Source organism: Clostridium isatidis, from assembly GCF_002285495.1.
GTDB lineage: Bacteria > Bacillota > Clostridia > Clostridiales > Clostridiaceae > Clostridium > Clostridium isatidis.
Window position 1 is genome coordinate 1,806,509 of the sequence record NZ_CP016786.1, and the last position, 25,507, is coordinate 1,832,015.

Annotated in this window: 25 protein-coding genes; 10 read left to right on the forward strand and 15 right to left on the reverse strand. The window is 26.8% G+C overall.

Translation table 11 applies throughout. From position 1 onward, the window contains the following. Nucleotides 1-231: 231 nt before the first annotated feature. A complete protein-coding gene (locus tag BEN51_RS08560) occupies nucleotides 232-1,218 on the forward strand; it encodes a methyl-accepting chemotaxis protein (RefSeq protein WP_119865654.1) in 987 nt (328 codons plus the stop codon). A 197-nt stretch (nucleotides 1,219-1,415) separates the two neighbouring features. Here the strand turns inward: BEN51_RS08560 and BEN51_RS08565 are convergent, their stop codons facing one another. The 8 genes from BEN51_RS08565 to BEN51_RS08600 form a co-directional block, all read right to left on the reverse strand. After that, the gene (locus tag BEN51_RS08565; RefSeq protein WP_119865655.1) at nucleotides 1,416-2,063 is read right to left on the reverse strand and encodes a Crp/Fnr family transcriptional regulator; all 648 of its coding nucleotides are present in this window, start codon (nucleotides 2,061-2,063) and stop codon (nucleotides 1,416-1,418) included. Between the two features lie 135 nt (nucleotides 2,064-2,198). Beyond that, nucleotides 2,199-2,432, reverse strand: coding sequence for a glutaredoxin family protein (locus BEN51_RS08570; protein ID WP_119865656.1), 234 nt, complete (start codon nucleotides 2,430-2,432; stop codon nucleotides 2,199-2,201). A gap of 336 nt (nucleotides 2,433-2,768) precedes the next feature. After that, nucleotides 2,769-4,649 carry a ferrous iron transport protein B gene (gene feoB, locus BEN51_RS08575; protein WP_119865657.1) on the reverse strand — a complete coding sequence of 627 codons (1,881 nt, stop codon included), beginning with the start codon at nucleotides 4,647-4,649 and terminating at the stop codon, nucleotides 2,769-2,771. Between the two features lie 11 nt (nucleotides 4,650-4,660). Next, a complete protein-coding gene (locus BEN51_RS08580; protein WP_119865658.1) occupies nucleotides 4,661-4,882 on the reverse strand; it encodes a FeoA family protein in 222 nt (73 codons plus the stop codon). A 46-nt stretch (nucleotides 4,883-4,928) separates the two neighbouring features. Beyond that, nucleotides 4,929-5,108: a hypothetical protein gene (locus BEN51_RS08585; RefSeq protein WP_119865659.1), complete on the reverse strand. Its 180-nt coding sequence runs from the start codon at nucleotides 5,106-5,108 to the stop codon at nucleotides 4,929-4,931. 37 nt (nucleotides 5,109-5,145) lie between these two features. Further along, nucleotides 5,146-5,832, reverse strand: coding sequence for a metallophosphoesterase (locus tag BEN51_RS08590; protein ID WP_119865660.1), 687 nt, complete (start codon nucleotides 5,830-5,832; stop codon nucleotides 5,146-5,148). Next, complete coding sequence (locus BEN51_RS08595; protein ID WP_119865661.1) at nucleotides 5,832-6,101, reverse strand: EscU/YscU/HrcU family type III secretion system export apparatus switch protein; 270 nt, start codon at nucleotides 6,099-6,101, stop codon at nucleotides 5,832-5,834. The genes BEN51_RS08590 and BEN51_RS08595 overlap by 1 nt, the downstream gene beginning before the upstream one ends. Nucleotides 6,102-6,279: 178 nt before the next feature. Then, nucleotides 6,280-8,328 (reverse strand): hypothetical protein, encoded by a 2,049-nt coding sequence (locus BEN51_RS08600; RefSeq protein WP_119865662.1) that lies wholly within the window; start codon nucleotides 8,326-8,328, stop codon nucleotides 6,280-6,282. A 163-nt stretch (nucleotides 8,329-8,491) separates the two neighbouring features. Between BEN51_RS08600 and BEN51_RS08605 the strand changes: the two genes are divergently transcribed. The 5 genes from BEN51_RS08605 (at nucleotide 8,492) to BEN51_RS08625 (ending at nucleotide 13,537) form a co-directional block, all read left to right on the forward strand. Beyond that, on the forward strand, nucleotides 8,492-9,145 hold the full coding sequence (locus BEN51_RS08605) for a hypothetical protein (protein WP_119865663.1): 654 nt from the start codon (nucleotides 8,492-8,494) through the stop codon (nucleotides 9,143-9,145). Nucleotides 9,146-9,325: 180 nt separating this feature from the next. Next, nucleotides 9,326-10,171, forward strand: a complete 846-nt coding sequence (locus BEN51_RS08610) for a tetratricopeptide repeat protein (RefSeq protein WP_207652761.1) — start codon at nucleotides 9,326-9,328, stop codon at nucleotides 10,169-10,171. Nucleotides 10,172-10,195: 24 nt separating this feature from the next. Further along, entirely contained in the window at nucleotides 10,196-11,248 is a 1,053-nt protein-coding gene (locus BEN51_RS08615) for a tetratricopeptide repeat protein (RefSeq protein ID WP_119865664.1), read from the forward strand. Nucleotides 11,249-11,394: 146 nt separating this feature from the next. Continuing rightward, nucleotides 11,395-12,078 (forward strand): response regulator transcription factor, encoded by a 684-nt coding sequence (locus BEN51_RS08620; RefSeq protein WP_119865665.1) that lies wholly within the window; start codon nucleotides 11,395-11,397, stop codon nucleotides 12,076-12,078. Between the two features lie 4 nt (nucleotides 12,079-12,082). Further along, nucleotides 12,083-13,537, forward strand: a complete 1,455-nt coding sequence (locus BEN51_RS08625) for a HAMP domain-containing sensor histidine kinase (RefSeq protein WP_119865666.1) — start codon at nucleotides 12,083-12,085, stop codon at nucleotides 13,535-13,537. Nucleotides 13,538-13,586: 49 nt separating this feature from the next. Here the strand turns inward: BEN51_RS08625 and tyrS are convergent, their stop codons facing one another. From tyrS to BEN51_RS08650, 5 genes are all read right to left on the reverse strand, one after another. Next, nucleotides 13,587-14,807, reverse strand: a complete 1,221-nt coding sequence (tyrS, locus tag BEN51_RS08630; RefSeq protein WP_119865667.1) for a tyrosine--tRNA ligase — start codon at nucleotides 14,805-14,807, stop codon at nucleotides 13,587-13,589. Between the two features lie 269 nt (nucleotides 14,808-15,076). Continuing rightward, complete coding sequence (locus BEN51_RS08635) at nucleotides 15,077-15,490, reverse strand: hypothetical protein (RefSeq protein ID WP_119865668.1); 414 nt, start codon at nucleotides 15,488-15,490, stop codon at nucleotides 15,077-15,079. A 116-nt stretch (nucleotides 15,491-15,606) separates the two neighbouring features. Further along, nucleotides 15,607-16,710 carry a sensor domain-containing diguanylate cyclase gene (locus tag BEN51_RS08640; protein WP_119865669.1) on the reverse strand — a complete coding sequence of 368 codons (1,104 nt, stop codon included), beginning with the start codon at nucleotides 16,708-16,710 and terminating at the stop codon, nucleotides 15,607-15,609. A 153-nt stretch (nucleotides 16,711-16,863) separates the two neighbouring features. Continuing rightward, nucleotides 16,864-17,982, reverse strand: a complete 1,119-nt coding sequence (locus BEN51_RS08645; protein WP_119865670.1) for a Ger(x)C family spore germination protein — start codon at nucleotides 17,980-17,982, stop codon at nucleotides 16,864-16,866. Continuing rightward, nucleotides 17,972-19,396 (reverse strand): spore germination protein, encoded by a 1,425-nt coding sequence (locus tag BEN51_RS08650; RefSeq protein WP_119865671.1) that lies wholly within the window; start codon nucleotides 19,394-19,396, stop codon nucleotides 17,972-17,974. The genes BEN51_RS08645 and BEN51_RS08650 overlap by 11 nt, the downstream gene beginning before the upstream one ends. 111 nt (nucleotides 19,397-19,507) lie before the next feature. Here BEN51_RS08650 and BEN51_RS08655 point away from each other — a divergent pair, with 111 nt between their 5' ends. The 4 genes from BEN51_RS08655 to BEN51_RS08670 all read left to right on the forward strand — a co-directional run bounded on the left by BEN51_RS08655 (nucleotide 19,508) and on the right by BEN51_RS08670 (nucleotide 23,702). Next, entirely contained in the window at nucleotides 19,508-20,602 is a 1,095-nt protein-coding gene (locus tag BEN51_RS08655; protein ID WP_119865672.1) for a GerAB/ArcD/ProY family transporter, read from the forward strand. 167 nt (nucleotides 20,603-20,769) lie between these two features. Then, nucleotides 20,770-20,925 carry a zinc-ribbon domain-containing protein gene (locus tag BEN51_RS08660; protein ID WP_119865673.1) on the forward strand — a complete coding sequence of 52 codons (156 nt, stop codon included), beginning with the start codon at nucleotides 20,770-20,772 and terminating at the stop codon, nucleotides 20,923-20,925. 185 nt (nucleotides 20,926-21,110) lie between these two features. After that, a complete protein-coding gene (gene trpS, locus BEN51_RS08665) occupies nucleotides 21,111-22,124 on the forward strand; it encodes a tryptophan--tRNA ligase (protein WP_119865674.1) in 1,014 nt (337 codons plus the stop codon). Between the two features lie 291 nt (nucleotides 22,125-22,415). Continuing rightward, the gene (locus tag BEN51_RS08670; protein ID WP_119865675.1) at nucleotides 22,416-23,702 is read left to right on the forward strand and encodes an O-antigen ligase family protein; all 1,287 of its coding nucleotides are present in this window, start codon (nucleotides 22,416-22,418) and stop codon (nucleotides 23,700-23,702) included. On the opposite strand, the gene lepB is transcribed toward BEN51_RS08670, so the two are convergent. Both lepB and galU read right to left on the reverse strand, forming a co-directional pair. Continuing rightward, on the reverse strand, nucleotides 23,668-24,225 hold the full coding sequence (gene lepB, locus BEN51_RS08675; RefSeq protein ID WP_119865676.1) for a signal peptidase I: 558 nt from the start codon (nucleotides 24,223-24,225) through the stop codon (nucleotides 23,668-23,670). The genes BEN51_RS08670 and lepB overlap by 35 nt on opposite strands. Before the next feature lie 255 nt (nucleotides 24,226-24,480). Then, nucleotides 24,481-25,362 (reverse strand): UTP--glucose-1-phosphate uridylyltransferase GalU, encoded by an 882-nt coding sequence (gene galU, locus BEN51_RS08680; RefSeq protein ID WP_119865677.1) that lies wholly within the window; start codon nucleotides 25,360-25,362, stop codon nucleotides 24,481-24,483. Nucleotides 25,363-25,507 lie beyond the last annotated feature (145 nt).

Sequence of the window (25,507 nt, forward strand, 5' to 3'; positions counted from 1 at the left end):
CAAAAATAATATTAGGTGTAATCAGATTTATTTTATTGATTAAAAACTTTTATTTTTATATCATCTACATTCTTTTCATAATATGTTATAATATATTATACATAAGGGATAATATGTTATAATATACTAAGGGATAAAATTTATCTAAAATATATGCAGCTAAAGATAAAACTAAATAAATCGAAAATATAAAAAATGACTCAATTAGGATATATATTAGGAGGTATTAAAATGGGGTTATTTTCTAAAAAAAATAAAGAAAAAAATATTCAAAATGCTGTTGAATCAACAGAAGAAGTAAATCAAGATGATTTTATAGAAAATGATTCAATGGCTACTGATCTACACCTAAACAATCACTTAAAGGAAGAAATAGCAAATATAAGTGAAAGTAGTTCTAACATTTCTCGTTCAGTACAAGATGTAAACGACTCATTATCTAGCTTGGCATCTTCTACGCTTACTCAAACTGAAGAAATATCAAATGCCAGCAGTATTTTATCAAGCTTTAGCGAAAAAATGGAACAATTAGCTTACAACGTTACCAATGTTCAAATTACAGTATTGGATACAGATAAAGCTGCAGATGATGGTTTAAGTGCCTTCAGCGTATTAGATGAATCATTAAAAGATTTACAAAATGCTTTTAAAATGGTTAGTAATACAGTTAACAATCTTGTTTCTAAGATAGAATCAGTTAATATAATTACAGACTCTATAAGCCAAATCGCTAGCCAAACAAACTTACTTTCATTAAATGCTGCAATTGAAGCTGCAAGAGCTGGAGAAGCTGGTAAAGGATTCTCTGTTGTTGCTGGAGAAGTTAGAAAACTTGCTGAAAATTCTAAGCAATCAGTTCAAAGCATTACTAAAATATTAGATGATATTAAAACTGATATTTTAGAAACTTCAAAGGCTATGGAAGCTGGAAGCGTAGCTATTGATAATCAACAAGATACTTTAGCTAATACAAAAAATAGCTTTAATAATATAAAAACCTCTATTAGTGAAGCAGTTCAAGAAATAGATACTGCCATCGTTAACTTAACTGAAGCAGCTTCTCAAAAAGATGAAGTTTTATCAATTGTTCATAATGTAAGCAATATTTCACAAGAACATTCAGCATTATGCCAAGAAATTGTTGCAAATATGGATTTACAAGCAACTAGTCTTGAAAACTTAAATAATTCTATTTCAGCATTAAATAATCAACTTTAATTCAAGATTATTACATAGCACAAAGTTGTTTTTTAATTAAAATATAACTTAAAAGGATCAAATTAATATACTAGTATATTTTTAAAATGTCAATTTAAATTATCCGTTACTAAAAAAAGAAGATTGCAACCAGTCTTCTTTTTTTAGTATACAAAATATTATTATTTTTCCACCATGAATTACAAAAAACTTTACTTTTAAAGTTTTTTTACTTTTATCTTTCCCCTCCCAAGCTCTACAAGATCCCTTCTTTCTAACTCCTTAAGCTTTCTGCTGACTACCTCTCTAGAAGTCCCTATATCAGCTGCAATTCTTTCATGAGTTACATATATTATCCTGCTGCCATTATTTTTAGCAATATTTTCTTTAAAATAATTAATCAATCTATTCTCAATACTATCAAAGGTTACCTTTTCTAAACCACTTACGACATTTTCGAATTTGTTATATAAATTTCTAAAAATATATTTTAGAAAATGAACATTATTTAATATATACATTTTAAAGAAAGGCATGGGAACAAGAGCAATTAATGCATTTTCTTCTACTTCTATAAAAGAATCACTTTCAGAATTAGTTAATGCACATAAGACAGTATTAAAACAATTATCACCTCTTCTTAATCTATATAAGGTGATTTCTTTTCCATCATCACCTATTTTATAGACTCTTATTTGACCAGATAATATAAGCGAAAAACCTATACAGCTTTGTTTTTCATTAAAAATTCTGCTGCCAATTTCATAACTTCTAACAACAAGTACATTAAACATTTCCTCTAAAGCTTTATCATCTAGACTTCTTAAAAAAGGATAATATCTCAAGACCTTATTTCTAATATTCATAATTTACCTCATATAAATTCCTTAATACTTTATTACATATCTTATTATAACTCTAATTTTATTGTTAATAAAAAGAAAAGAACTGTCTTTAATTATAAAAGGCAGTTCCATTCCTTAAATGCATATTAAGAATTATTATAAACCTAATATACCATCTATTCTCTTCTTATCAAAACCTACAACTATATTTCCGTTAATATCTAATACCGGAACTCCCATTTGTCCGCTTTTTTGCACCATTTCCCTTGCTGCATCTTGATCAAGTCCAACATTTACTTCTTCAAAGCTTATCCCATTACTCTTTAAATAATTCTTTGCCTTAACGCACCATGGACATGTTGATGTTGTATAAACCTTTATATTATTCATAAATATAACCCCCAATTAATTATTTTATTATACAATAATTATATTATACTTTTCTTGTATAAACTGTAACAAAGTCACAAAAGTAATTTTTATAATAAGAAGTTATACATTATTTCAATTAAATTCTTTTAATATTTCTTCTAAAAAAGCTATAAAAAATTAATCCAGATATTTTTTAAAAAAGAAGTTATTCTACAACAATATCAAAAATGTCCCAGAATAACTTCTTTTTTTTGTAATCAAAAATATTAATTTATATCTCAAATTCTAAGTTTATATTAATTTCTTAGCATTTGTCAACAGTATCATATAAATTTCTATTTTTAATTACTAAATTTATTTGCTAACATGAGCAGTTTGCCCAAGCTCTTCTTTATTAAAGTATTTAATTAATCCAAAAATAGCTGCTGCTACTACAGCTCCAATTATTAGGAATTGAATTATATCAGCTCCTGTTGCTACTCCTGTGATTAAAGTTGCTGCAAACTTAAAAATATATGAACAAATCCAAGCTAATGCAAATTGATAGCTAACTGACAGCCACATCATTTTAGTTCCATATTCATGTTTCATAACTCCAATAACTGCAAAGCAAGGTGTATATAATGATACAAATATTAAGAAAGCATATGCTGTTATTGTGCTAAATACTGTTGGTAATACTACAGCTAGATCCCCATAAACTATTTCCATAGTTCCTATAATAACTTCTTTAGCTGCTAAACCGGAAAGTATTGATACTCCTGCCTGCCATGTGCCAAAGCCTAATGGAGCAAAAATTGGAGCAACTATTCCTCCTAAGGCTGCAAGGAAGCTTGAATCTATTTCTGTTGTAAATCCATTCATATTGAAGTAAGTTAAAAACCAAACTAATATAGAAATTCCAAAGATTAATGTTCCCGCTCTAACAATAAAGCCCTTTGACTTTTCCCAAGCATTTAATATTAATGTTTTAAAACTTGGAAGTTTATATTCAGGTAATTCTAATATAAAAGGTTCTTCATCTTTTTTAAATAATGTATTTTTAAATAAAAATCCAATTAATATTGCTACTATAATTCCTAACAAATATAAAGACATAACTACTAAATCTTGATTTTTTTCAAAAAAGATTGATGCAAATAAGGCATATACTGGCAATCTTGCTCCACATGAAACAAGAGGTGCAATTAATGCTGTCATCTTTCTATCCTTTTCACTTTCTAATGTTCTAGTTGCCATTATTGCTGGTGCTGAACATCCAAAGCCCATTATAATTGGAATAAATGCCTTTCCAGATAATCCAATTCTTCTCATAATTCTATCCATTAAAAAGGCTACTCTTGACATATATCCACTATCTTCTAGGAAACATACTCCTAAGAATAAAGCAAATACTATTGGGAAGAATACTATAACTCCACCAACTCCTGCAACGATACCATCTAAAATTAATGATTGAAACCATTCTGAAGAATTTTCTAAAAATCCTCCTATATATGGTGTTAAAGTATCTGCCACGAAAGCATCTAACATATCTGCTAAAGGTTGTCCAAACCAATTAAAAGTAAACTTAAATACTACTAATAGTGCCAAAAGGAAAATTGGATAAGCTAGTATAGGATTTAGTATTATTTTATCTACTTTTGTTACAAATTTTTTAGTCTTTCCTGGATTTTTTAAGCTATTTTTTATTATCTTATTTAAATAGCTGTAAGTTTCATTTTCAGAGTTAAATTTTAAGTTATATTTTACTACACTGCCTTTTACATTCATTACTGTTTCTTCTATTTTATCTAACCCCTCTTTAGTTTTAGCTGATATTGGAAGAACAGTAACTCCTAATTCCTTTCCAAGCTTTTGACAATCAATGTCTACTCCTCTTTTTTTAGCAATATCCATCATATTAAGTAATATAATGATTGGTTTATTAAACTCCATTAATTGAGTTGTTAAATATAAATTTCTTTCAAGGTTTGTTGCATCAACAACATTTAAAATTACATCTACATCATCTTGTTCTAAATATTGTCTTGATATCTTTTCTTCATTAGAGAAGGTATCCATAGCATAAATACCAGGTAAATCTACTATTTTTATATTTTTATTTAAAAATCCATACTTCTTATCTATTGTTACTCCTGGCCAGTTTCCTACATATTGTTTTGAACCAGTTAAGGCATTAAATACAGTTGTTTTACCTGTATTAGGATTCCCTATTAATGCTGCATTTATCATACTTCCACCCCTTATTTACTTAAATGTATATTCTTAGCATCTTTTTTTCTTATAGCCAAATCAAATCCTCTAAAAGAAACTAAAATAGGATCTCCTAAAGGTGCAACCATCTTAACCTCAAGCTCCGTTCCTTTTACACATCCTAATGCTAATAATCTCTTTGCTAATTTCTTATCTCCAAGAACCTCTTTTACTGTGCCTTTTTCTCCGACCTTTAAATTATAAACTGTCATATATAGTTCCCCCTTGCACAAAATTTCCACCTATATATAATTATATTCAATTGATATTGATTGTCAATAACATCATAAACTTTTTTGATATTTTTTTATCAATTGTAATTCTTCTAAAATAATCATTATTAATTAACTCTTTAAATTTATTTGCTTTATAAGCAAAAAATAAAAAAAGATTCGACTTTACTACTAAGTCAAATCTTCTAACTAAGTTCAACTCCACACTCCAAACTCCTAACTCCACACTAAATTCACACTGTTTAAAGTATTTTTCTAGGATTAAAATCTAAGTAATCACAGGCAGTCATTATATATTCTATCCCATCAAATTCTCCATCTAACACATTTGCCAAAGCTGGACCATGAATATGACCATATATTACTTTTTCTACATTATATTCTTTAAATAAATCTGTAAAAATAGAAGCTTCTTTTTTTTCATTGACTGGTGGGTAATGTATCATAACGATTATTTTATTATATCCACTTTTTACAGCTGCATCTAAAGACAATCTTAATCTTATTATTTCCCTATTTAATATTTTTTGATCCTTTTGAGTAAATTTATCTGAAGTATTTAAAATCCATCCCCTGGAACCACAAATAGCATAATCTTCATATATATAAAAATTGTTTTGTAAAAATTTAGTATTTTCATATAAACTATTTAATTTTGTAATTCCAGTCCACCAATAATCATGATTTCCCTTAGATACAATTTTTCTTCCTGGCAAAGAATCCAGCCAATCTAAATCTTCCTTACTTTCCTTAGAATTCATAGACCAAGACACATCTCCCGCAATAAGAACTGTATCTTCTTCCTTAATTTTTTTAAGCCAATTATTTTTAATTTTTTCATCATGCTTAAACCACTTTTCACCAAATATGTCCATTGGTTTATCTGTTGTAAAAGCAAGATGAAGATCTGAAATAGCATATAATGCCATTACCTATCACCGCCAATCTTTCTATCTAAGTCCGCTACATAGGCTATTATATGCGCTACTGCTTCGTAAAGATCTGGAGGAATATATTCGCCAACATCTACATTGCTAAGCAAATCGGACAGTTCCTTATTATAAACTATCGGAACATCATTCTCCTCTGCCTTTTCTATTATTTTATCGGCAATATGCCCCATACCACTTGCAGTAACTATTGGAGCTATTGAATTTTCTTCATATTTTAAAGCAGCCGCTTTTTTTATATCTTTCATATATACCCCCAAAATCAATGCACAATTCATAATTCAAAAATGTTATAATAATTCAACAATTCTTAAATTAATTAATTTATATTCTAAAATTTTAGAAGCTTCTTATAAATTTCATTTTTAACTGTGCACAATAAACTTATCACTATAAACTGAAAGATTTTGCAGCACAAAATCTTTCTTAGACCTTTCTATCTAATCTTAGGCTTACTCCTGTATTGAAAAAGTCCCTACAAGTCGTAAGTGAAACTTCTTTCTCTTTTTTTGATACGTTAATATTAACATTAAAGCCCATGTTTTCAATATTTCTTTCTAATATTATTTTGCTCATGTTTATTATTTTAACAGAATCTTCATCACATTTTAAGTTAATATTTATATTTTTATCTTTTACCATTACATAGCTGTCAATTGTTCCAAGATTTTTTGTATCTATTGTAATAATCATTTTTACATTCTTGCTGTCTATTTTCTTTCCTTTTTTTCTATTGTCTTTAACTATTATCTTACAAGGGTATTCATTATCTTTAACTGTAACTGGAAATTGTCCATAATAATATTCTTCACTAAATTTATTAAATAGCTTTATTTCATTAAAATTATTCTTAATTATATCAATAACCTTTTCTGTTAACTGACCTTCACTTTTTAAAATTGATAAAGCTTCTTTAATAATACTTTTATTTTCTTCCCCAGCCTTACTTATTGATACTTCTACCTGCTCTTTTGATGTTAAATTCCCCTTTATTATTTCCTTATCTAATATATCCTTATTTAAAGCTTCATTAATATTATTTTCTTTATTTATATTATCATTAGATACATTTTTATTATTTATTATTTCCTTATTATTTATTGCATTCTCATTAGTTTCTATATAATTTTCATTTTGAATATTTGCTATTTCACTGTTTTCGGCTTCCTTATTTTCTGTATATATTAAATTTTCTTCTAATAAGCTTTGATATTTTAAATTAATTGCATCTTTTAATTTAGTAAATTCATCATTCATTAATTCTATTCTACTACCTAATTCTTTAGATAATGCAAATTCTAATTCTGTCTTAGTAAAATCTAAATATGATTTAAATCCTGAAACTTCGTAATTTCTTTTATTAACATAATTACTAAAATCGTCTACTAGTCCTCTAGGTCCTATTTCTTCAAAATCATTCATTGTCTTTATTAAATTATTGATAAATTCTTTTGCGTCTAGTTTATTTATCTCATTAAGTACTCTTTCAAACTCATTGCTTGTAAAGGAAAGTCTTTTATTAATAATTATATCCTTTAATGTAGTATTTATTATTTCCTCTGATTGCCCTGATAATGATTTTAATAAGGATAACATACTTATTTTAGCATTAGAAACATCATTTTTATGATAAGTTTTATTAGCTATTTTACTTTCAATACTTCCATCTTGACTCTTATTTGGAGCTATATCCTTTGGAAGCATTTCCTCTTCAAAATTATTAATATCTTCACTTAACAAGGTCTTATTTACTCCGCTATCATCCTGTTCATTATTAATTATGTCAGAAAAACTTGATAATAGTTCTGGCAGCTTACTATTTCCCTTAAATAGATTATTATAAGCTTCAATATTTTCCTTATTAAATTCTATATTATTTTCTAAAAACAATAATATGTCTTCCTTAGATAAGTTCTTAAATTCCTGTAGGAAATTCTTTAATAAATTAAAAATTTTCTCTCCCTTTTCCGATCCTTCACTAATTCCCTTGCCTAGTAAATAATTTTGAATAAATTTATCTATTTCTTCTGGATTGTTATTAATTCTATCTAAAAATTGAATTATTCCCTGTATGTCTTTTATATTTTTTTTAGTTAAAGGAATGTTAAATTTAAGCATAGATTCTAAAAGAAGCTTATCATTTTTACTATAACTTCCCTTAGCAACCAGTTCAGTAAGATCTTTTTGAGCTAGTCCTTCTCCTTCACTTTCTTTATTTATCAGCTTTAATTTTAACTTACCATTTTCAAAACCTTCTACTTCAAATTTTTGAAGAACATCCAGCATAGCAGTAATATTTTCATCTAATTCCGCTAAAAACTGCCATCCGTCTAATAGTTTTATTAAAACTTCATTGCCTTCTCCGACTTTTACTATTTTTCCTGAAAACTTATCTCCAACATCAAAGCTGAGCTTACTAGATACTTTTTTATTGTTACTATTATAAACATTCCCTATATTGTAAATTCCAGCCATTATCCCACCCCATCAACATTATCTATTATTTATAATATCGAATGTTAATGCACTTTTCTTAATAGAAGTCCCTTTGGAAATAAGTTAGAAATAAAATTATTATATTTAGAAATTTCTTATAAATAATATAGGAGTATAGAAATTTTTTTATAGGAGATGTAATATGCATAAAAAATTATTAATTCTTTTAACCTTTCTTGTTATAATGCTTTTTAGTGCTTGTAAAGCACCTATTGAAAATTCTAATAAAAATCTAAATAATAATCAGATTGAAGAAGTTAAGAAGGAAAATAATTCAAAAGAAGAAAATATAATTTCTACGGAAGAGGATGCGTTTATTGTGCCATCTAAGGATATGGATGAAGAGGATATAGATCAATCAGAAGAAAGTAGTCCTATTAGTTCTGAAGAATTAAAATATGACAGTAGATTTGGCTTTCTAAAAAATATATACTATGAAAATAATGAACTATTTATAGTCTTAGATGAAGCAGAAATATTCTTTGGAGAAGAAGCTGTTATAGAAGCATTAAAGGATGGAGCTGGCTATTATGAAGACGGAAAATTTTTTGTTCCAGATGGTTATTATATTAGAAATAATTATAATACTCTAACAAGCTATAAAATCAAAGATACTGCTACTTTTTATATTTGTTATCATATTATAGATCCCTATAGTACTAAAGGTGCAAATTTAGTTGAAGTATCATCTGAAGAATTTATAGACTATGTCAAAGATCTTTATTTTGAGTTAAGTCTCTGGATAGATACAGAGAATGGAGAAGGATATAAAGTTTATCAACAATACAGACCATAATTCAATCTTAAAATAGCATTATTACTTTATCAAGGCAGTAGATAAGTTAAAAGTATATCTACTGTCTTTTTATATACTTAGTATATTTGGAAACATTTTAGAAATATAATTATTATATTTAGAAATTTTTTAAGAGTAATATAAAAACATAGGATAATAGAAATTTTGGGAGGTTTTAATATGAGTTTATCTTCTACAAAAAACAAAAAAAAATTATTACTTTTTATTGTTTTATTCATTCCATTAATCACTATCTCTTGTAGCAATAATTCTAAAAAAATTACTTTATTCGAAGATACGGAAAAAGTACTTTTGTTAGAAGAAGGAGAAATCACAGAAGCTATAACTACAGGTGAAAAACTCTTAGATGAAGGAAAACTTGAAGAAGCAAAAGAAAGCTTTAATAAAGCTATTTATCTAGATAAATCAAATAAAGATACCTATTTGCGAATAAAAAATAAATATCTATCTGCAAATATGCTTGATGAAGCTTATGCAATTATAAGAACTGCAATATCAAATAATGTTGATATTGAAAATATGAAATTAATCCTTCAAGAGATCTCTTCTAAATTTGAAGTAATTAATTTATCTACTTCTATTTATCAATATAGCAGTTATTCTTTACCAAAAAGCACTAATATAACAATACTTGGAGAAGCAAAATCAATTCCTATAACTTGGAACGATGAGATTGTTAATACTGAAAATTTAGGCAGCTTTAAATATGAAGGCTTTAATGAAGAATATGGTAGAAAAGTAATAATGAATATTACTGTTTTAGAAAACATTTATGATAAGCAGGTAGGCTGGTTAAAAGACTTCTATATTGATAATGGAAAGTTATATATTGATCTTGATTTAATTGAACTATATTTAGGTAAAGAAGAAGCCCTTAGAGAGGCTATTAAAGATGGAAAAGCTAGAATAAATGAAAATGGAGAATATTTTTTACCTGATCCGGTTTGGATAAGAAACAACTCTAATAATGTAGTTTATAAAATTTATGAACAATACTTGCCATAAAAATAATAGCAAAGGAAATTGGTTATGAATAAAAAATTAATAAAACAAATTAATATGCTTGCTTTATTAACACTAGCTATTTCTCTTTTTGCTTGTACTGACATTAATAAAAAAATTACAATTTCTAATAACACTAATAAAGAAATTCTCCTTGAAGAAGATGAAATAAGCGAACTAATAAATAAAGGTAAAAAACTCCTTAACGATGAAAGATATGATGAAGCTAATGCTTATTTTAATAAAGCTCTAGAATTAGATAAATCAAATAAAAATTTATATTTAAAAATTAAAGATATTTATTTAGAAGCGAATAGATTAGATGATGCTTATTTTTTAATTAAAAGTGCTATTTCGAATAATGTAGATGTTGAAAATATGACAAAGATAGCTGAAGAAATTTCTTCAAAATTTGAAATTATAAAAATTAATGATAGTATTTATCAAGATTTAGAATATTATTTTCCTAATACAGTGACTACAGTTATAAATAACAAATCAATAGATCTACCTATAATCTGGGATTATCAAAAGGCAGATACGACTAATATAGGAAGCTTTGATTATTACGGCTTTAATGCTGAATATGGAAGAAAAATACAACTCACTTTAACTGTTAAAGAAGTTATCTATGATAAGCAAATAGGATCTATTCAAAACATCTATACTATTAATGGTAAAAGTTATATCGATGTTGATCTCGTTGAGTTTTATTGGGGAACTGAAACAGCTTCAAAAGAAGCCTTAAAAGACAATAAAATTCTTTTATATGATGAAGATGGAACTCCATATTATCCTAACGGCTATTATATAAGAAATAATGATAGTGAATTAATCACTTATGAAATTTCTGATAGTTGCAGCTTTCAGTTATTACCTAATGATTTTTTATTCTTAGGATATGAACTTCCACCCTCAAGCAGCTATACTATACCTAATACAGCTTCCTTTAATGATTTTAAAAACTATATTAATTTATATACTCCATATAACAATGAAAAAACAAACAGAAGAACCTTATGCTGGATTGAACTAAAAAATGGAGTTGCATACTCAGTTTATAGGCAATTTACACCATAAAAATGAAATATTAAGCTAAAAAAATGGACATATATGAATAAGACTATATGTCCATTTATTAAAGATACAAGTTCTTTTTGCATTCTTATTCAAAAATAAACCATATATACCATATAATTAAATATATAACTAAAGGAGATGTTTATATGAATAATCAAATATTAATAGTGGAAGATGATAAATCAATAAATGATATACTTTTTCATAGTTTAAAATCTGAGGGATATAATCCTTTTAGTTCATTTACTTTAGAAGAGGCTAAAGAATATCTAAATATAAATACTCCTGATTTAATTTTACTTGATTTAAATTTACCTGATGGTGACGGCTTCGATTTATGTAAGGAAATAAGTTCTAAATACCCTATTCCAATAATAATACTTACGGCTAAAAATGACATTGTAGATAAAGTATTAGGATTAGAACTAGGGGCTGATGACTATATAACTAAACCCTTTCATATAAAAGAAGTCTTAAGCAGAATAAAAGCTGTATTTAGAAGAATAGAAAAGTCATCCCAAAACTTTAATTCCAACTTTATCAATATAAATAATTCTATAAAGATAAACTTTAAAAACAGAACTGTTTTAAAAGATGATAAAGTAGTAAAACTTAAACCTAAGGAATATGAACTTTTAGAGTTTTTTGTTCAAAATAGGAACAAGGTCTTTTCCAGAGAGCAGCTTATAGATAATGTTTGGGAATTTTCTTATGATGGCGATATTAGAACAGTGGACATTCATATAAGAAGACTTAGAAGCAAATTGGACACCCCTGGAGAAGCATCAATAATTGAAACAGTATTTTCTGTTGGTTATATTACGAGGTAAATCTATGAAAATAAAATATAAATTTACCTTAATAATAACTGTTATTATGATTTTTCTAGGCTTATCCCTTAATATTTCAGTTAGAAAAATTTTAAAAGATAATATGGAGAATTCAATAATAAACTCCTTAAAGGAAGTCACTAAAAGTGCTCGAGAATCAATAAAATATACTTTATCTATAAGGGACTATATATTCAAAGATATAGCATTAGTACAAGAGGCTGATTATCTAATAGAATATATTTCATTAAATTATGAAAGCAAGCTAAGAATTTGTGATGTTAATGGCAAGGTAATTTCCAGTAATTTATCAGAAGATTATATTGAGTTTTCTGAAAATCTTAATGAAATTAACGAAGGAAAAACAATAGTTAATATAAAATATAGCAAAAATTCTCTCACTGGTTTAATATCATATCCCTTGATAATAAATCAATCTTATATAGGTATTATAAATCTAACTAAAGATTATTCAATTTTATTTATGGAATATAAAAAAGCTATTAACACATTAACATTAATCGAAATATCCCTTATTATTTTTATATTTTTTATTTCCTATAGGCTTACAAATAAGATAGTCAAGCCTATAGAAACTTTAACTTATGCTTCTAAAAAGTTAAGTGAAGGAAATTATAATATAAATATAGATATAAAAGGTAATGATGAAATATCTATTTTATCTAAAGAATTTATTAATATGAAAACAAAAATTCAGGAACAAATTTTAGAAATAGAGAAGGAAAAAGAAAAGGTTGAAAAATTAGCCTTAAGCAGAAAAATATTTTTTGACACTGTAACACATGAATTAAAAACTCCCCTTACTTCTATAATGGGATATTCTGAAATGATAATACAAAATATAGTTGATGACGAGAATTTTAAAGTTCATGCCCTTGATAGAATATACTCTGAAAGTAATCGTCTAAATAAACTTGTACTTGAAATAATCAATATTTCAAAGGGCTTATCATCAATAAATGAAGAATTTATTAGTATGGATATTGCACCTTTAATTGAATCCATTTCTTCAGATATGAATATAAAAGCTAAAAAATACAATTTAAATATTTACACTATTTTAGAAAGCGGAGAAATTTCTATAAAAGCAAATAAAATAAAAGAAGTATTAATAAACTTACTTGATAATGCAATAAAATATTCTATTGAAAGTACTATTATAATTGTTAATTCATATATTTGTGATAATTTTTATATTATTGATATAATAAACGAAGCAAATCCTATTCCAGATTATGTATATCAACATATCTTTGAACCATTTGTTAAATCTAATACTTCTGAGGATTTATCTAGTACAGGCTTGGGGTTATATTTATGTAAAGAAATAATAAAAGAGCATGATGGCATAATAAAACTAGACAATGGTGATACAATAATTTCAACAATAAAACTTCCTCTTTCAAATAATCATAACAAATCTATTATAAATAATTAACAGGTAAGGCCGATTTTAATTCCAATAAAATCAGCCTTACCTGTTACTTTTACTCTATCTCAATCTTATGATAATTCTTCTTTCCTCTTTTAATTAAAGCAAATCCATCTTTAAAGTCTGCTTCTTCTAATGTTTTAGCAAGATCTGTTACTTTTTCTCCATTTAAAGAAAGTCCATTTTGTTGTATTAATCTTCTTCCTTCTGCTTTTGAAGGAACAATTTTAGTTTGAGCAATTATATCAAGTAAAGTTGAACCTAACTTATCTCTAGCTATTTTTACAGTAGGAACATTAGACATATCTACCCCGCCTGAGAATAAGGCTTCTGCTGCTGATTTAGCTTTTAGTGCTTCTTCTTCTCCATGAACTAATTTAGTAACTTCAAAAGCAAGTCTCTTCTTGGCTTCATTTATAGCAGCACCTTCAACATTTGTAATTTCATTTATTTCTTCAACTGGAACAAAAGTTAAAAGCATTAAGCACTTTTTAACATCTGCATCATCAACATTTCTCCAGTATTGATAGAAATCAAATGGTGAAGTTTTATTAGGATCAAGCCATAAAGCTCCTCCAACTGTCTTACCCATTTTTTGACCTTGGCTATTAGTTAATAAGGTACATGTCATTGCCATAGCTTGACCTTGAGCCTTTCTTCTAACAAGCTCAACTCCAGCAATCATATTTGACCATTGGTCGTCTCCACCTAATTGCATTTTACAACCGTATTTTTGATTTAATACATAGAAGTCATATCCTTGCATTAACATATAGTTAAATTCTAAGAAAGAAAGACCTCTTTCTAATCTTTGCTTAAAACATTCCGCAGTTAACATTCTATTTACTGAGAAATGAACCCCTACTTCTCTTAGGAAATCTACATAATTTAAATTTAATAACCAGTCTCCATTGTTTACTAATAAAGCCTTACCATCGCTGAAATCAATAAATCTTTCCATTTGCTTTTTTATTGCTTCAACATTGTGATCAATTTGCTCCTTAGTAAGCATTGCTCTCATATCAGTTTTTCCTGATGGATCTCCTACCATAGCAGTTCCACCACCTATAAGAGCTATTGGTCTATGTCCAGCCTTTTGCATATGTGCCATAAACATTAAGGCAATAAAATGCCCTACATGTAAACTATCAGCTGTTGGATCAAAACCTATATAAAAAGTTATTTTCTCCTTATCTAATAACTCTCTAGTTTCTTCTTCATGAGTAAATTGTTTTATGTAACCACGTTCTAGTAACTCATCTAAAACATTAGCCATTTTGCCGTACCTCCTAGTTTAATTTACTTATTATAGTATATCTTTTTATTATTACAAAATCAATTACATTCAATTATTTGCAAGAACAATTAGGATAAAACAAAAAAATCGAGGCAAGCCTCGATTTTATATATTAATTTCTTTTTTGATAAATCACCCCAACTCCAAACTGTGTCTCACTCCACACTCCTAACTCCACACTCCTAACTCCAAACTGAGTCTCACTCCAAACTAGAGTTAAACTCCACACTCCAAACTCCTAACTGATATTATGCTACATATTCCTTAATAAAGTCTGGTAAACGTTCTCCTGTATTGCAATCTATATTAATAAATAAATTTACTTTAAACTTTTGAGAGAATTCCTTTAATCTTTTGAATAGTTCCATTGATTCTGATATCCTTAAATTAACTATTTCTGATAAGTTATCTATATATATATTCTCCACATCATAGTTTTGAGATATTATCCCACATAATAATCCATAAAAACTATCTATATCTTCTATTCCAAGTTCCCCAGTATTTATAAATCTAATGTTCATCTTAAGATGCATCATATTCTTTGACATATTATCAATGTATACCGAATCACCTTTTGATTGATATAAACGTTCATTAGCAAGTTTTATTAATCTTTTTGTTTTTCCGTCCCCCTTACTAGCGCAAAAAACCTGAATCATTGGAATCCACTCCTTTAAAGAATTTTTTCTACTCTTAATCTATTATATTCTTGAAGATTGCAATTATTTACAGATATTTGAACAAAATAAAAAAAGATAAATAAACTTAAGCTTATCTATCTTTTTGCTGTCAAGGATTCCTTAATAAACATTTGAGAAATTTCTACTTTATTCTTACCTTCAGACTTAGCTTTATAAAGTAACTTATCTGCACTATTTATTACTCTTTCTAAGTTTTCTCCATCAAGTGGATAAAAAGCAACACCAAAACTTGCAGTTATACTAGTGTTCGCTCCTTCTTTTGAAACAATATGATTGGATATAGCATTTCTTATCTCATCTATTTCTTCATATATATTTCTCTCATCATTATTACAATTAAGATATAGTATTAGTTCTTCTCCTCCATATCTAGCAATTATATCTTCCTCTTTAAGCCTGCTACTAATAATGCCAGCGGTTTCTATTAAAACCTTATCTCCAAACTGATGGCCTAAAGTATCATTAATTTGTTTAAAATTATCTAAATCAATCATAACTATTGCATACTTATTTACTGTACCGGAAGCTAATCTTTCTTCAATAATATTATAAAAGGTCTTTCTATTATAAACGCCTATTAAAGCATCATATTGAGCAGCTCTTTCAATTTGTTTATATAACATGGAGTTTTCCAAAGCAATTGCAATTTGGCTTGCTATTGAACTTAAAAATATCTCGTGAAAATCCGTCAAAAAATTGTAATGTGGATGATCAACAATTATATATCCAATAAACTTATCTCCTACTTTAATTGGAACTCCCATTCTAGAATGTATTGCTATTTTGTTCTGCGGGTCTTCTACAATAGGCTCTTTAGAATTTATTATAAAGGTTTTCTTTTTACTAATATATCCTTTACATTTATTGGTTAACTTAATACTTTCTTTTGTTCCATTAGTTGCTTTTATAACAAATTTAAAGTCTTGAAATAAATATATTGTTGATTGAGCTACCCCAATTATACCAATTATCATATCATTTATCATGGAGATAATATTATTACTACTTAAATTTGAATTTATGTAATTGCTAATTAAGATTACATTTGATAGCATATCAAGATTTTTTTGATATTGTATATTTTCGGAGCTGAGTTGCTGTATCTTCTCTTCTGTAATTTTTTGATACCCTTCATATTCCATCTTAAGTTGATGATACCTAAACTTATAATCGTCCATACTCCCTCCCTACTTATACTTAACTTAGTATGAATCGAATTAAAATAACATAATATAATAACTCATATATTTTATATATTACTTTATTTTCCTTTTAATATCAATAGATTTTCTTGTACAAATAAAAAATGTATACAAAACTTAAGATGTATTCTATAAAATATCTTTTATTAAACTGCTGCCATCAATTATTACCTTAACATTCACTTCTAAGTTAGTATTTAACAGAGGGCTTTCTATGTCAAATTTAGGGTAATTTATATTTAATAATCTTTTCACTTCAAAAATATCTAATTCTTCTTTTTTGAACTTATCAAATGTGCTTACTAAATAATCTTTCATTAAATTTTCAGTCTCTTCTTTTATATAATCTAAAATTTCATCATTAACAATTAGTTCGCTTTGTGCTTCTGCTATTGTTACTTTCAAATCTACATTTTTTATAAGCTTTATTTTTTCATCTTCAATTTCTATATTACTCTCAACATTTGTACCTAATATTTCCACTGTAATAAGTCCATTATCATTTTGTGGGTTAGCTATTTCCAATATACCATCTGTAATATTATTTAAAAGTACATTATAACTTATTACATCTTCAGGATTCATATTAGAAACTAACTTATGATCTTTTAATATAGCCCCTCCACTAAGCTCAATTTTTTCTCCAATTTCATCTTCCTTTATTTTAAGACTTCCTACAATAAAAGAATCATCTTCTTCTATCACCTTGCTTAAATAATCATTCATATTAGCACTTACTGCTTTTGGATTAGTCTTATTTCTATTAATAAGTTCTTCAAGAAATTGCCCTAGATACTCTTCATCTTTTGAACTTACTTCTAATAGTTTACTTATATCTCCAGAATAAATAAACATATCTGGCTTAATTGATAATTGCTGATTATTATTAATAAGGCTTAAATATTTCTCTATTCCTGATTTAGCAGCTTTTTCAGTAAATATATAAGCTCTATTTTGAGAATAATTTAATCTCGTACTAGAAATTAAATTTACATTTTTTAAGGCTTCTATTGCTGTTTTCCCTTCTCCCTTATACATTATTCTTCTAGCCTTTTCTTCCCCCTCATCACTGCTTCTATAGGGTTTAATACAATCAACGTAGACTATTATCTTATCACTATCTTCTTCATCAAATATTATACTTGTTACAAAGGTAAGTTTATTAATATCATTATAATTAAAACATCCGCTTAAAAGGGCAGGAGTAAGTAATAGCATTATAGCAATTATTATTTTATTAACTTTCATCTTTACCACCCTCTTTTATTACATTCTTTGAAATTTTAGATAAACTTCCTCTAAAAGCTATATCTCTAAATTTCAATTCTTTTGTGCTTCCAATTGGGAATAAGAATTGATAGCCAGCTGAATCTAACTGTGATAATTGAATTAACATCAATAAAACTCCAGATAAAAATCCTGGTATCCCAAAAGCAGAAGAAAAGCCAACCAAAACAATGGCCCAGAAAGATAAAGGTCCATAAAGCTTTGGAATTAAAAAATATGCTAAGGAACTTAAAGCTATTATAACTATAGTAATTCTTGAAGCTATTCCTGCAGCTACAGCTGATTCACCTAAAATTAAACCTGATACTATACTCATAGCTCCGCCTATTGGTTTTGGCAGCCTTAGACCAGCCTCCTTAATTAATTGGAAGGCTAACATAACTATTAATACTTCTAAAAAGGTTGGAAATGGCACCCCAGCCCTTGATACTGCTAATCTAAACATAAATATCGATGGTATAATAGAAAAATGATAGGTTGTTACCGCTACATATAAAGCTGGTACAAATACAGCTAGAAAAAATGCTATCCATCTTAATACTCTATTAAAGTTTGTAAAATATTTATTTAAATAATAGTCATCAGGCATTTGAAAGTTTTCTAAAAAGAAATATGGTACTGTAATAACAAAAGGAGTACCATCTACTATTACTCCAACTCTTCCTTCTAACAACTTCGCACAAACTTCATCTGGCTTTTCTGTATATCCTACTGTATCGAAGAAACTTATCTGATTTTTTAAAGCATCCTCTACATAATTTGTATCTAATATAAAACTTAAATCAAGCTCAGCAACCTTTTCTTTTACATTTCTTATTAAAGCTTCTGGAGCTAACCCATTTATATAACAAATAGCAACAGAAGTATTTGATTTATCACCTACTACTGCTATTTCAAACTTTAAATCTGTAGATTTTATTCTTCTTCTTATTAAAGCAATATTATTTACAATTAACTCATTAAAACCTTCCTTAGGCCCCTTTAGTACAGCTTCTGTTTCAGGAGTTCCAACACTTCTTACCGGAAATCCTTTAGCTTCTAGAAAAATAATATCTTCAATTCCTTCAAATATTACAATTGGATCACCAGATAAAATATGCCATAGGGCATCATCTACATCATCACATAAACCTAAGGCATTTATGTCTAAAACATTTTCCATTATTTGATCTAATATGCTTTTATCTTGATTCTTTGTCTCTGGTAACTGCCTAATATTCTTAAGCGGCATTACAATATATTCACTTATCATTCTTACATTACATAAGTCATCTATATATACGATTGTTGCATTGCCTATTGCAGTTTCTACTTTCCTATATTTAACATCAAAGTTTTTTTCTAATCTTTGTTTAATTTCTTGTAACTTATCCATATTCATCACCAAGTATATTATTAGATTTATAAATGATTAATATACATATTTTTGTTCAAAATAAGAAAAGATAAGTATTAATGAAAAATGATAGAATTTGGAGGGTATTATATGAATAAAATTTCTAGCAAACACTTTATATTATTTATAGTTGGAGCTACCCTTATATCCTTAAAAACTTATCCTTCTATATTTATTAATTTTGGGGGGAGAGATACCTGGCTGATAGCTTTATTTGCTTGTATAATATTTACTGTATTTTTAACTTATATAACACATATTTCTTTATCAACTAATACTTTTGATATCAGAGATATTTTTATTCAATCTACTCCAAGATTTATTAGTATGATATTAATAGCAATTTATACCATAGCTTTATTTATTAATGCAATAGAAGCAGCATCTGTGGAAATAAGCGCATTACATTCCACTATATTTATAGATACTCCAGTTTGGTATGCCTTAATCTTTTTTCTTTTTCCTTCTTTCTTTATTCTTAATAAGAATTTAAGAACAATATTAATATTCATACTTGTTAGTGTCTTTGCCTTAATAGTTAACGGAATTATATTTTTAATTTTGTCACAACCTTATAAAGAAGTAACTCAACTTCTGCCTATTTTAGGCACTGGATTTCCTAAAAACTACTACACCGCTTTATTTTCAATACTAGGAGCTCTTTCATGCTTTATGATTATTGCTCCATTTTTAAAATATGTAGTAGATCATGAAAACTTAAGAAAAAATAATCTCTATGCTGCTGCTATAATTTCTGTTTTTATAATATTATCCTTTATAGGAGTAATAACAGCTTTTGGACCTGAAAGAGGAAAAAACTTATTTTATCCTGAATTTGTAATTGGCCAAAGAATTAAACTAGGAGGCTTCATAGAATTCGGGGAAATATTTTTTATTAACCAAACTGTACTGGGATTTTTTATTAAATATATATTATCAACCTACAGCATTTTGACTTTAAATTCAAAATACATAAAAACTAAACCATTATTTATTGGAATTTATTCCTTTATTATATTTTCCTTATCAACCTTTATAGGGCAAAATAATTATATACTCTACTTTACATTAAAAAATATTCAACTTATGAATTTAGCTGTTTTCTTTATAATACCTCTAATAATTTATACTATTTATCTAATTAAATATAAGAACAACAGTAAAAATACTAAATTTTCAGAATAATTTATATTTTTTACAAATTAATATTGTAATTTAAGTTTTTTATGCTATAATATTCTTGAAAAAATGAAATGATTAGGAAAAATTGTATAGTTTCTTTCTTAAAATTCATAAAAAGGTAAGAAGTTATAACAATTTTATGCCTATGAATTTTAAGGAGGATTTTAAATATGGAAGATAAGAAAATAATTTGTAAAGACTGCGGAAAGGAATTTGTTTTCACAGTTGGAGAACAAGAATTCTACAAAGAAAAAGGATTTGATAACGAACCAGTAAGATGTTTTGAATGTAGAAAAGCTAGAAAAGCACAATACAACAGAAAGTAATCTGTTTTAATAACTAACCCTTTTGGGTTAGTTTTTTTATTATTTTTTGGGGTCTGACCCCATTACATTAATTGATAGTTATAATACCTCGATTTATCCTTATTGACATAAAAATTTTGGAATTTTATAATTAAAGGTATAGTTGTTCGTATTATAAGATGCACAAATGAAAGGAGTGCTTTGATTTGGAAAACAATAATGAAAGTAAAAAGGTTATTTTCAGCGGAATACAGCCTTCTGGAAATCCTACCATAGGTAATTATTTAGGTGCATTAAGAAACTGGGTTAAACTTCAAGATGAATTTGATTGTTACTTTTGTATAGTTGACTTACATGCTATAACTGTTAAGCAAGTACCAAAGGAATTAAGAGAAAAAACTTTAGAAATGTTAGCTATTTATTTAGCTGCTGGAATAGATCCTGAAAAGAATACTATTTTTATTCAATCTCATGTACCAGCTCATTCTGAAGCAGCTTGGTTATTAACATGTAATTCTTACATGGGTGAATTAAGTAGAATGACACAATATAAAGATAAATCTAAAAAATATGGAGATAATGATTCTATAGGGGCTGGACTATTTGTTTATCCAGTACTTATGGCCGCTGATATATTATTATATAACACAGATCTTGTTCCAGTAGGCCAAGATCAAAAACAGCATCTTGAACTAGCTAGAGATCTTGCAAATAGGTTTAATAATGCTTACAGCCCAACTTTCAAAGTTCCTGAACCATATATTCAAAAGGCTGGAGCTAAAATAATGAGCTTACAAGATCCTACTAAGAAAATGTCTAAATCAGATGAAAATGCAAACGCTTATATTTTAATTATGGACCCACCTGAAGTTATAAGAAAAAAAGTTTCTAGAGCTGTTACAGACAGCCTGGGAGTAGTTAATTACTCTGATGAACAGCCAGGAGTTAAAAATTTGCTAAATATTCTTATAGCTATTAAGGGTTCAACTCCTGAAGAACTTGTAGAATATTATAAAGGTAAAGGCTATGCTGAATTAAAGAAAGACGTTGCTGATTCTATTATTGGAGAGCTTGAGCCGATACAAACAAAGGTTAAGGAACTTCTTAAAGATAAGGCATACCTTGAAAGCATTTATAAAAAAGGGGCAGAAAAAGCGCATTATATTTCAATGAAAACCTTAAGAAAAATGCAAAAGAAAATTGGATTTATTCCAAGATAATATATGTATAAAGTTTTATATTTTTATTAAGTATGAGGAATAAGTTATGATAACCATGTTTATTGTTTTATGAATGGCAAATTATCATTTGAATAATAATGTAAAAAATTTATTTAACTAAAGTTATGTAAATTTTATCCATATATAACTTAGTTGACATTATACTTTTATAATTTTATAATTTTATAATTAGTGTTATGTTTATTATATTAACTTGTGTTTTATTTTAAAATAAATAATTTTGGCATGGGAAATTCATTAGAATTTCCTATTATTTTGAAGTGAGGTCATATGATTAAATTATATAAGAATTTATTAAATACATTAATAATAATTTTTGTTATTTTTTATCCAATTTTACCCAGTTATGGTGATAAAAATCCAGATAAAATACTGCATTTAATTTTTGTTGTACAAGCTCTAGGTATTATTTTTATTCCTTTAGAAAGAAAATATTATTTTAATGTTATGAAAAATATTAAAGAAGATAAAATTTTTCTTTCTTTATTATTACTAAATATTTTAATGTATTCCTCTAGTTTTATTTCTTTTGATAGCGATACTACCCTTAAAGCTAGTTTAAAATTTTCTTTGTATATTTGGATTTATTATAATATAGTCTATAATTTAAGGGGAAAAAATATATTTAAGATATTATTAACCTCTTTTGTAGGTGTTGCAGCAATTTCTAGTATTTTTTCTATATATCAGACTTATGAAAATCTTCATATTAACAAACATATAAATGCTGAAAATAGAATTTCTTCATTTTTAGAAAATTCAAATATACTAGGCTTATATGCTGTATCAGCCCTATTTATAGTTATAATGCTATTTTTAAACAGTAAAAAGAACTATCAAAAAGTATGCTTCTCAATTTGTTCGCTTTTACTTATTATAAATATTATATTATCTCAGTCTAGAAATGCTTTAATAGCATTAATATTTGGAAGTATACTTTTATCATTGATCTATAATAAAAAACTAATATTACCAACTGCTATAACATTAGGAACTTTAATAATATTGCCTATTAGCAGGACTAGAATAATAGATATTCTAAGTACAAATCAAAATATTAGTAGAATAAAAATATGGAAAATAACTAATTTTATAATAAAAGATAATTTCCTATTTGGTGTAGGCTATGATGGATATTCATCTGTTTATCCTGATTATGTAAATAATTATAAAGATTTAATGATACGTGATGACTATATGGCTTATCATCCTCATAATGTATTTTTAAAATTTCAAAGTGAGTTAGGTATCCTTGGAACAATATTATTAGTACTTTTCTTTTCATTAACTTTATATAACTTTTATAAAAATATAAAACTATTTAAAAACTCTAATAAACAAGCAATTATAGTTGGAACAGCAGTTTCATTTTTATGCTTTTTACTTATGAATATGGTGGACAGTTATTTTAATTCACCTAAGGCTATAATGACATTATGCTTAATTTTAGGAATATCAAACTTTTATTCAAATAAAAAAGTTAAAGAACCATTTGAAAAGTACTTTTCAAATGGTTCTTTTGTTACATCAGCTCAAAATCAGACAGGCTATATATAATTTTCCCTAAAACACTTTCTTTATAATTTATTACTCCTATATTAGGATTTCTTGAATCAGAAGAATGATTTCTATTATCTCCCATAACAAAGATTTCATCTTCATTTAAAAGTATGTCTATATCATATTTACCACTAACTACCTCTTCATCATTTATATATTTCTCTTCTAATAATTCTTCATTTATATATACTTTACTATCTTTTATAACAACATGATCTCCAGGAGCACCTATTACCCTTTTAACAATAGTTTCTGGCTTAAAGCTGTCATTTACTTTTATTATTACTATATCCTTATATTTAGGCACTTTTCTAACATAGGCTTTCTTATATAAAATCAAAATTTCTCCATCTTCTAAAGTTTTTCTCATTGAATTTCCTACAACTATTACTGGAACAAAAAATCTTGATATCATTAATAAAATTAAAAAGGTTATTAGTACTATTTGGGATATCTCTCTTAATGATAATTTTGTAAAAAAATCTTCTAGACTCCTATTAATTCTTTTTAACTCCAACATTATATTCCCTTTTAAAGCAAATTTCTATCTGATATATAATATGCCAAGAAAAAAGCTAGTGATAAAATTTGCTGTAAAATGTAATAGCTTGTAATTCAAAATAATAAAAAAGATATTATATGAACTCCTCATATAATATCCTCCTTAATTATGTCATTTTAAATTGTGATTTAATTAATAAAGAGCTTATATAGCTAATTCATATAAACTCTTCCTTAATTGTCAATTATCATTCGTCAATTGAACTAAAGAAATCTATTTCTTCAATTCATTATCCCAATCTCTATTTGCTAAATAGTTCATAAATGTTTCTCTTAATTCTTCTCTCTTTAAAGCAAATTCAACTGTTGCTTGTAAGAAACCAAATTTATCTCCAACATCATACCTCTTCCCTTCAAAATTATAAGCATACATAGCTTCTTGGGAAATTAATGTTTGTAGAGCATCTGTAAGTTGAATTTCTCCACCCTTTCCAGGCTTTGTTTGTTCTAAAATGTTAAAAATTTGTGGAGTTATTATATATCTGCCTAAAATAGCTACATTACTTGGTGCCTCTTCTATTGCTGGTTTTTCAACTAAATTCTTAACCTTATATACTCTATCTTCTATATGAAGTCCATCTACTATTCCATATTTATTTACATCATCCTTTGGTACAGTTTGAACTCCTAATATTGAAGTTTTATATTCATTATAGCAATCCATTAATTGCTTTAAACAAGGAACTTCTGCATCTACCACATCATCACCTAATAATACTGCGAATGGCTCATTTCCAACAAAAGCTCTTGCGCATAAGATAGCATGACCTAAACCTCTTGGTTCCTTTTGTCTAATATAATGGATATCTGCTATATCAGATATTTCCCTTACCATCTCTAGCATTTCATCTTTTTTGTTTTTTTCTAATTCTAATTCTAATTCAACAGATCTATCAAAGTGATCTTCTATACATTTTTTATTTCTTCCAGTTACAATAAGAATTTCTTCTATTCCAGATGCCACAGCCTCTTCTATAATATATTGAATAGTTGGCTTATCAACTATTGGAAGCATTTCCTTAGGCTGTGCTTTAGTAGCTGGTAAAAATCTAGTCCCTAATCCAGCTGCTGGTATAATAGCTTTTCTAACTTTCATTATTATCCCTCTCATTCAAATTATTTTGCATAATTGTCATATTTATATTATAGCATTTATTTAAATATTTTACCAAATTTAATGCCATTGTTAAATAATACTCCTTATAAACTCAATAAACAAATTCTTCTATATTAATATTATT

What these genes read in the sequence shown, in the direction of transcription:
- BEN51_RS08560 (WP_119865654.1), top strand. Translation starts at nt 232, where the DNA reads ATGGGGTTATTTTCTAAAAAAAATAAAGAAAAAAATATTCAAAATGCT.
- BEN51_RS08565 (WP_119865655.1), bottom strand. Translation starts at nt 2,063, where the DNA reads ATGAATATTAGAAATAAGGTCTTGAGATATTATCCTTTTTTAAGAAGT.
- BEN51_RS08570 (WP_119865656.1), bottom strand. Translation starts at nt 2,432, where the DNA reads ATGAATAATATAAAGGTTTATACAACATCAACATGTCCATGGTGCGTT.
- feoB (WP_119865657.1), bottom strand. Translation starts at nt 4,649, where the DNA reads ATGATAAATGCAGCATTAATAGGGAATCCTAATACAGGTAAAACAACT.
- BEN51_RS08580 (WP_119865658.1), bottom strand. Translation starts at nt 4,882, where the DNA reads ATGACAGTTTATAATTTAAAGGTCGGAGAAAAAGGCACAGTAAAAGAG.
- BEN51_RS08590 (WP_119865660.1), bottom strand. Translation starts at nt 5,832, where the DNA reads ATGGCATTATATGCTATTTCAGATCTTCATCTTGCTTTTACAACAGAT.
- BEN51_RS08595 (WP_119865661.1), bottom strand. Translation starts at nt 6,101, where the DNA reads ATGAAAGATATAAAAAAAGCGGCTGCTTTAAAATATGAAGAAAATTCA.
- BEN51_RS08600 (WP_119865662.1), bottom strand. Translation starts at nt 8,328, where the DNA reads ATGGCTGGAATTTACAATATAGGGAATGTTTATAATAGTAACAATAAA.
- BEN51_RS08605 (WP_119865663.1), top strand. Translation starts at nt 8,492, where the DNA reads ATGCATAAAAAATTATTAATTCTTTTAACCTTTCTTGTTATAATGCTT.
- BEN51_RS08610 (WP_207652761.1), top strand. Translation starts at nt 9,326, where the DNA reads ATGAGTTTATCTTCTACAAAAAACAAAAAAAAATTATTACTTTTTATT.
- BEN51_RS08615 (WP_119865664.1), top strand. Translation starts at nt 10,196, where the DNA reads ATGAATAAAAAATTAATAAAACAAATTAATATGCTTGCTTTATTAACA.
- BEN51_RS08620 (WP_119865665.1), top strand. Translation starts at nt 11,395, where the DNA reads ATGAATAATCAAATATTAATAGTGGAAGATGATAAATCAATAAATGAT.
- BEN51_RS08625 (WP_119865666.1), top strand. Translation starts at nt 12,083, where the DNA reads ATGAAAATAAAATATAAATTTACCTTAATAATAACTGTTATTATGATT.
- tyrS (WP_119865667.1), bottom strand. Translation starts at nt 14,807, where the DNA reads ATGGCTAATGTTTTAGATGAGTTACTAGAACGTGGTTACATAAAACAA.
- BEN51_RS08635 (WP_119865668.1), bottom strand. Translation starts at nt 15,490, where the DNA reads ATGATTCAGGTTTTTTGCGCTAGTAAGGGGGACGGAAAAACAAAAAGA.
- BEN51_RS08640 (WP_119865669.1), bottom strand. Translation starts at nt 16,710, where the DNA reads ATGGACGATTATAAGTTTAGGTATCATCAACTTAAGATGGAATATGAA.
- BEN51_RS08645 (WP_119865670.1), bottom strand. Translation starts at nt 17,982, where the DNA reads ATGAAAGTTAATAAAATAATAATTGCTATAATGCTATTACTTACTCCT.
- BEN51_RS08650 (WP_119865671.1), bottom strand. Translation starts at nt 19,396, where the DNA reads ATGGATAAGTTACAAGAAATTAAACAAAGATTAGAAAAAAACTTTGAT.
- BEN51_RS08655 (WP_119865672.1), top strand. Translation starts at nt 19,508, where the DNA reads ATGAATAAAATTTCTAGCAAACACTTTATATTATTTATAGTTGGAGCT.
- BEN51_RS08660 (WP_119865673.1), top strand. Translation starts at nt 20,770, where the DNA reads ATGGAAGATAAGAAAATAATTTGTAAAGACTGCGGAAAGGAATTTGTT.
- BEN51_RS08670 (WP_119865675.1), top strand. Translation starts at nt 22,416, where the DNA reads ATGATTAAATTATATAAGAATTTATTAAATACATTAATAATAATTTTT.
- lepB (WP_119865676.1), bottom strand. Translation starts at nt 24,225, where the DNA reads ATGTTGGAGTTAAAAAGAATTAATAGGAGTCTAGAAGATTTTTTTACA.
- galU (WP_119865677.1), bottom strand. Translation starts at nt 25,362, where the DNA reads ATGAAAGTTAGAAAAGCTATTATACCAGCAGCTGGATTAGGGACTAGA.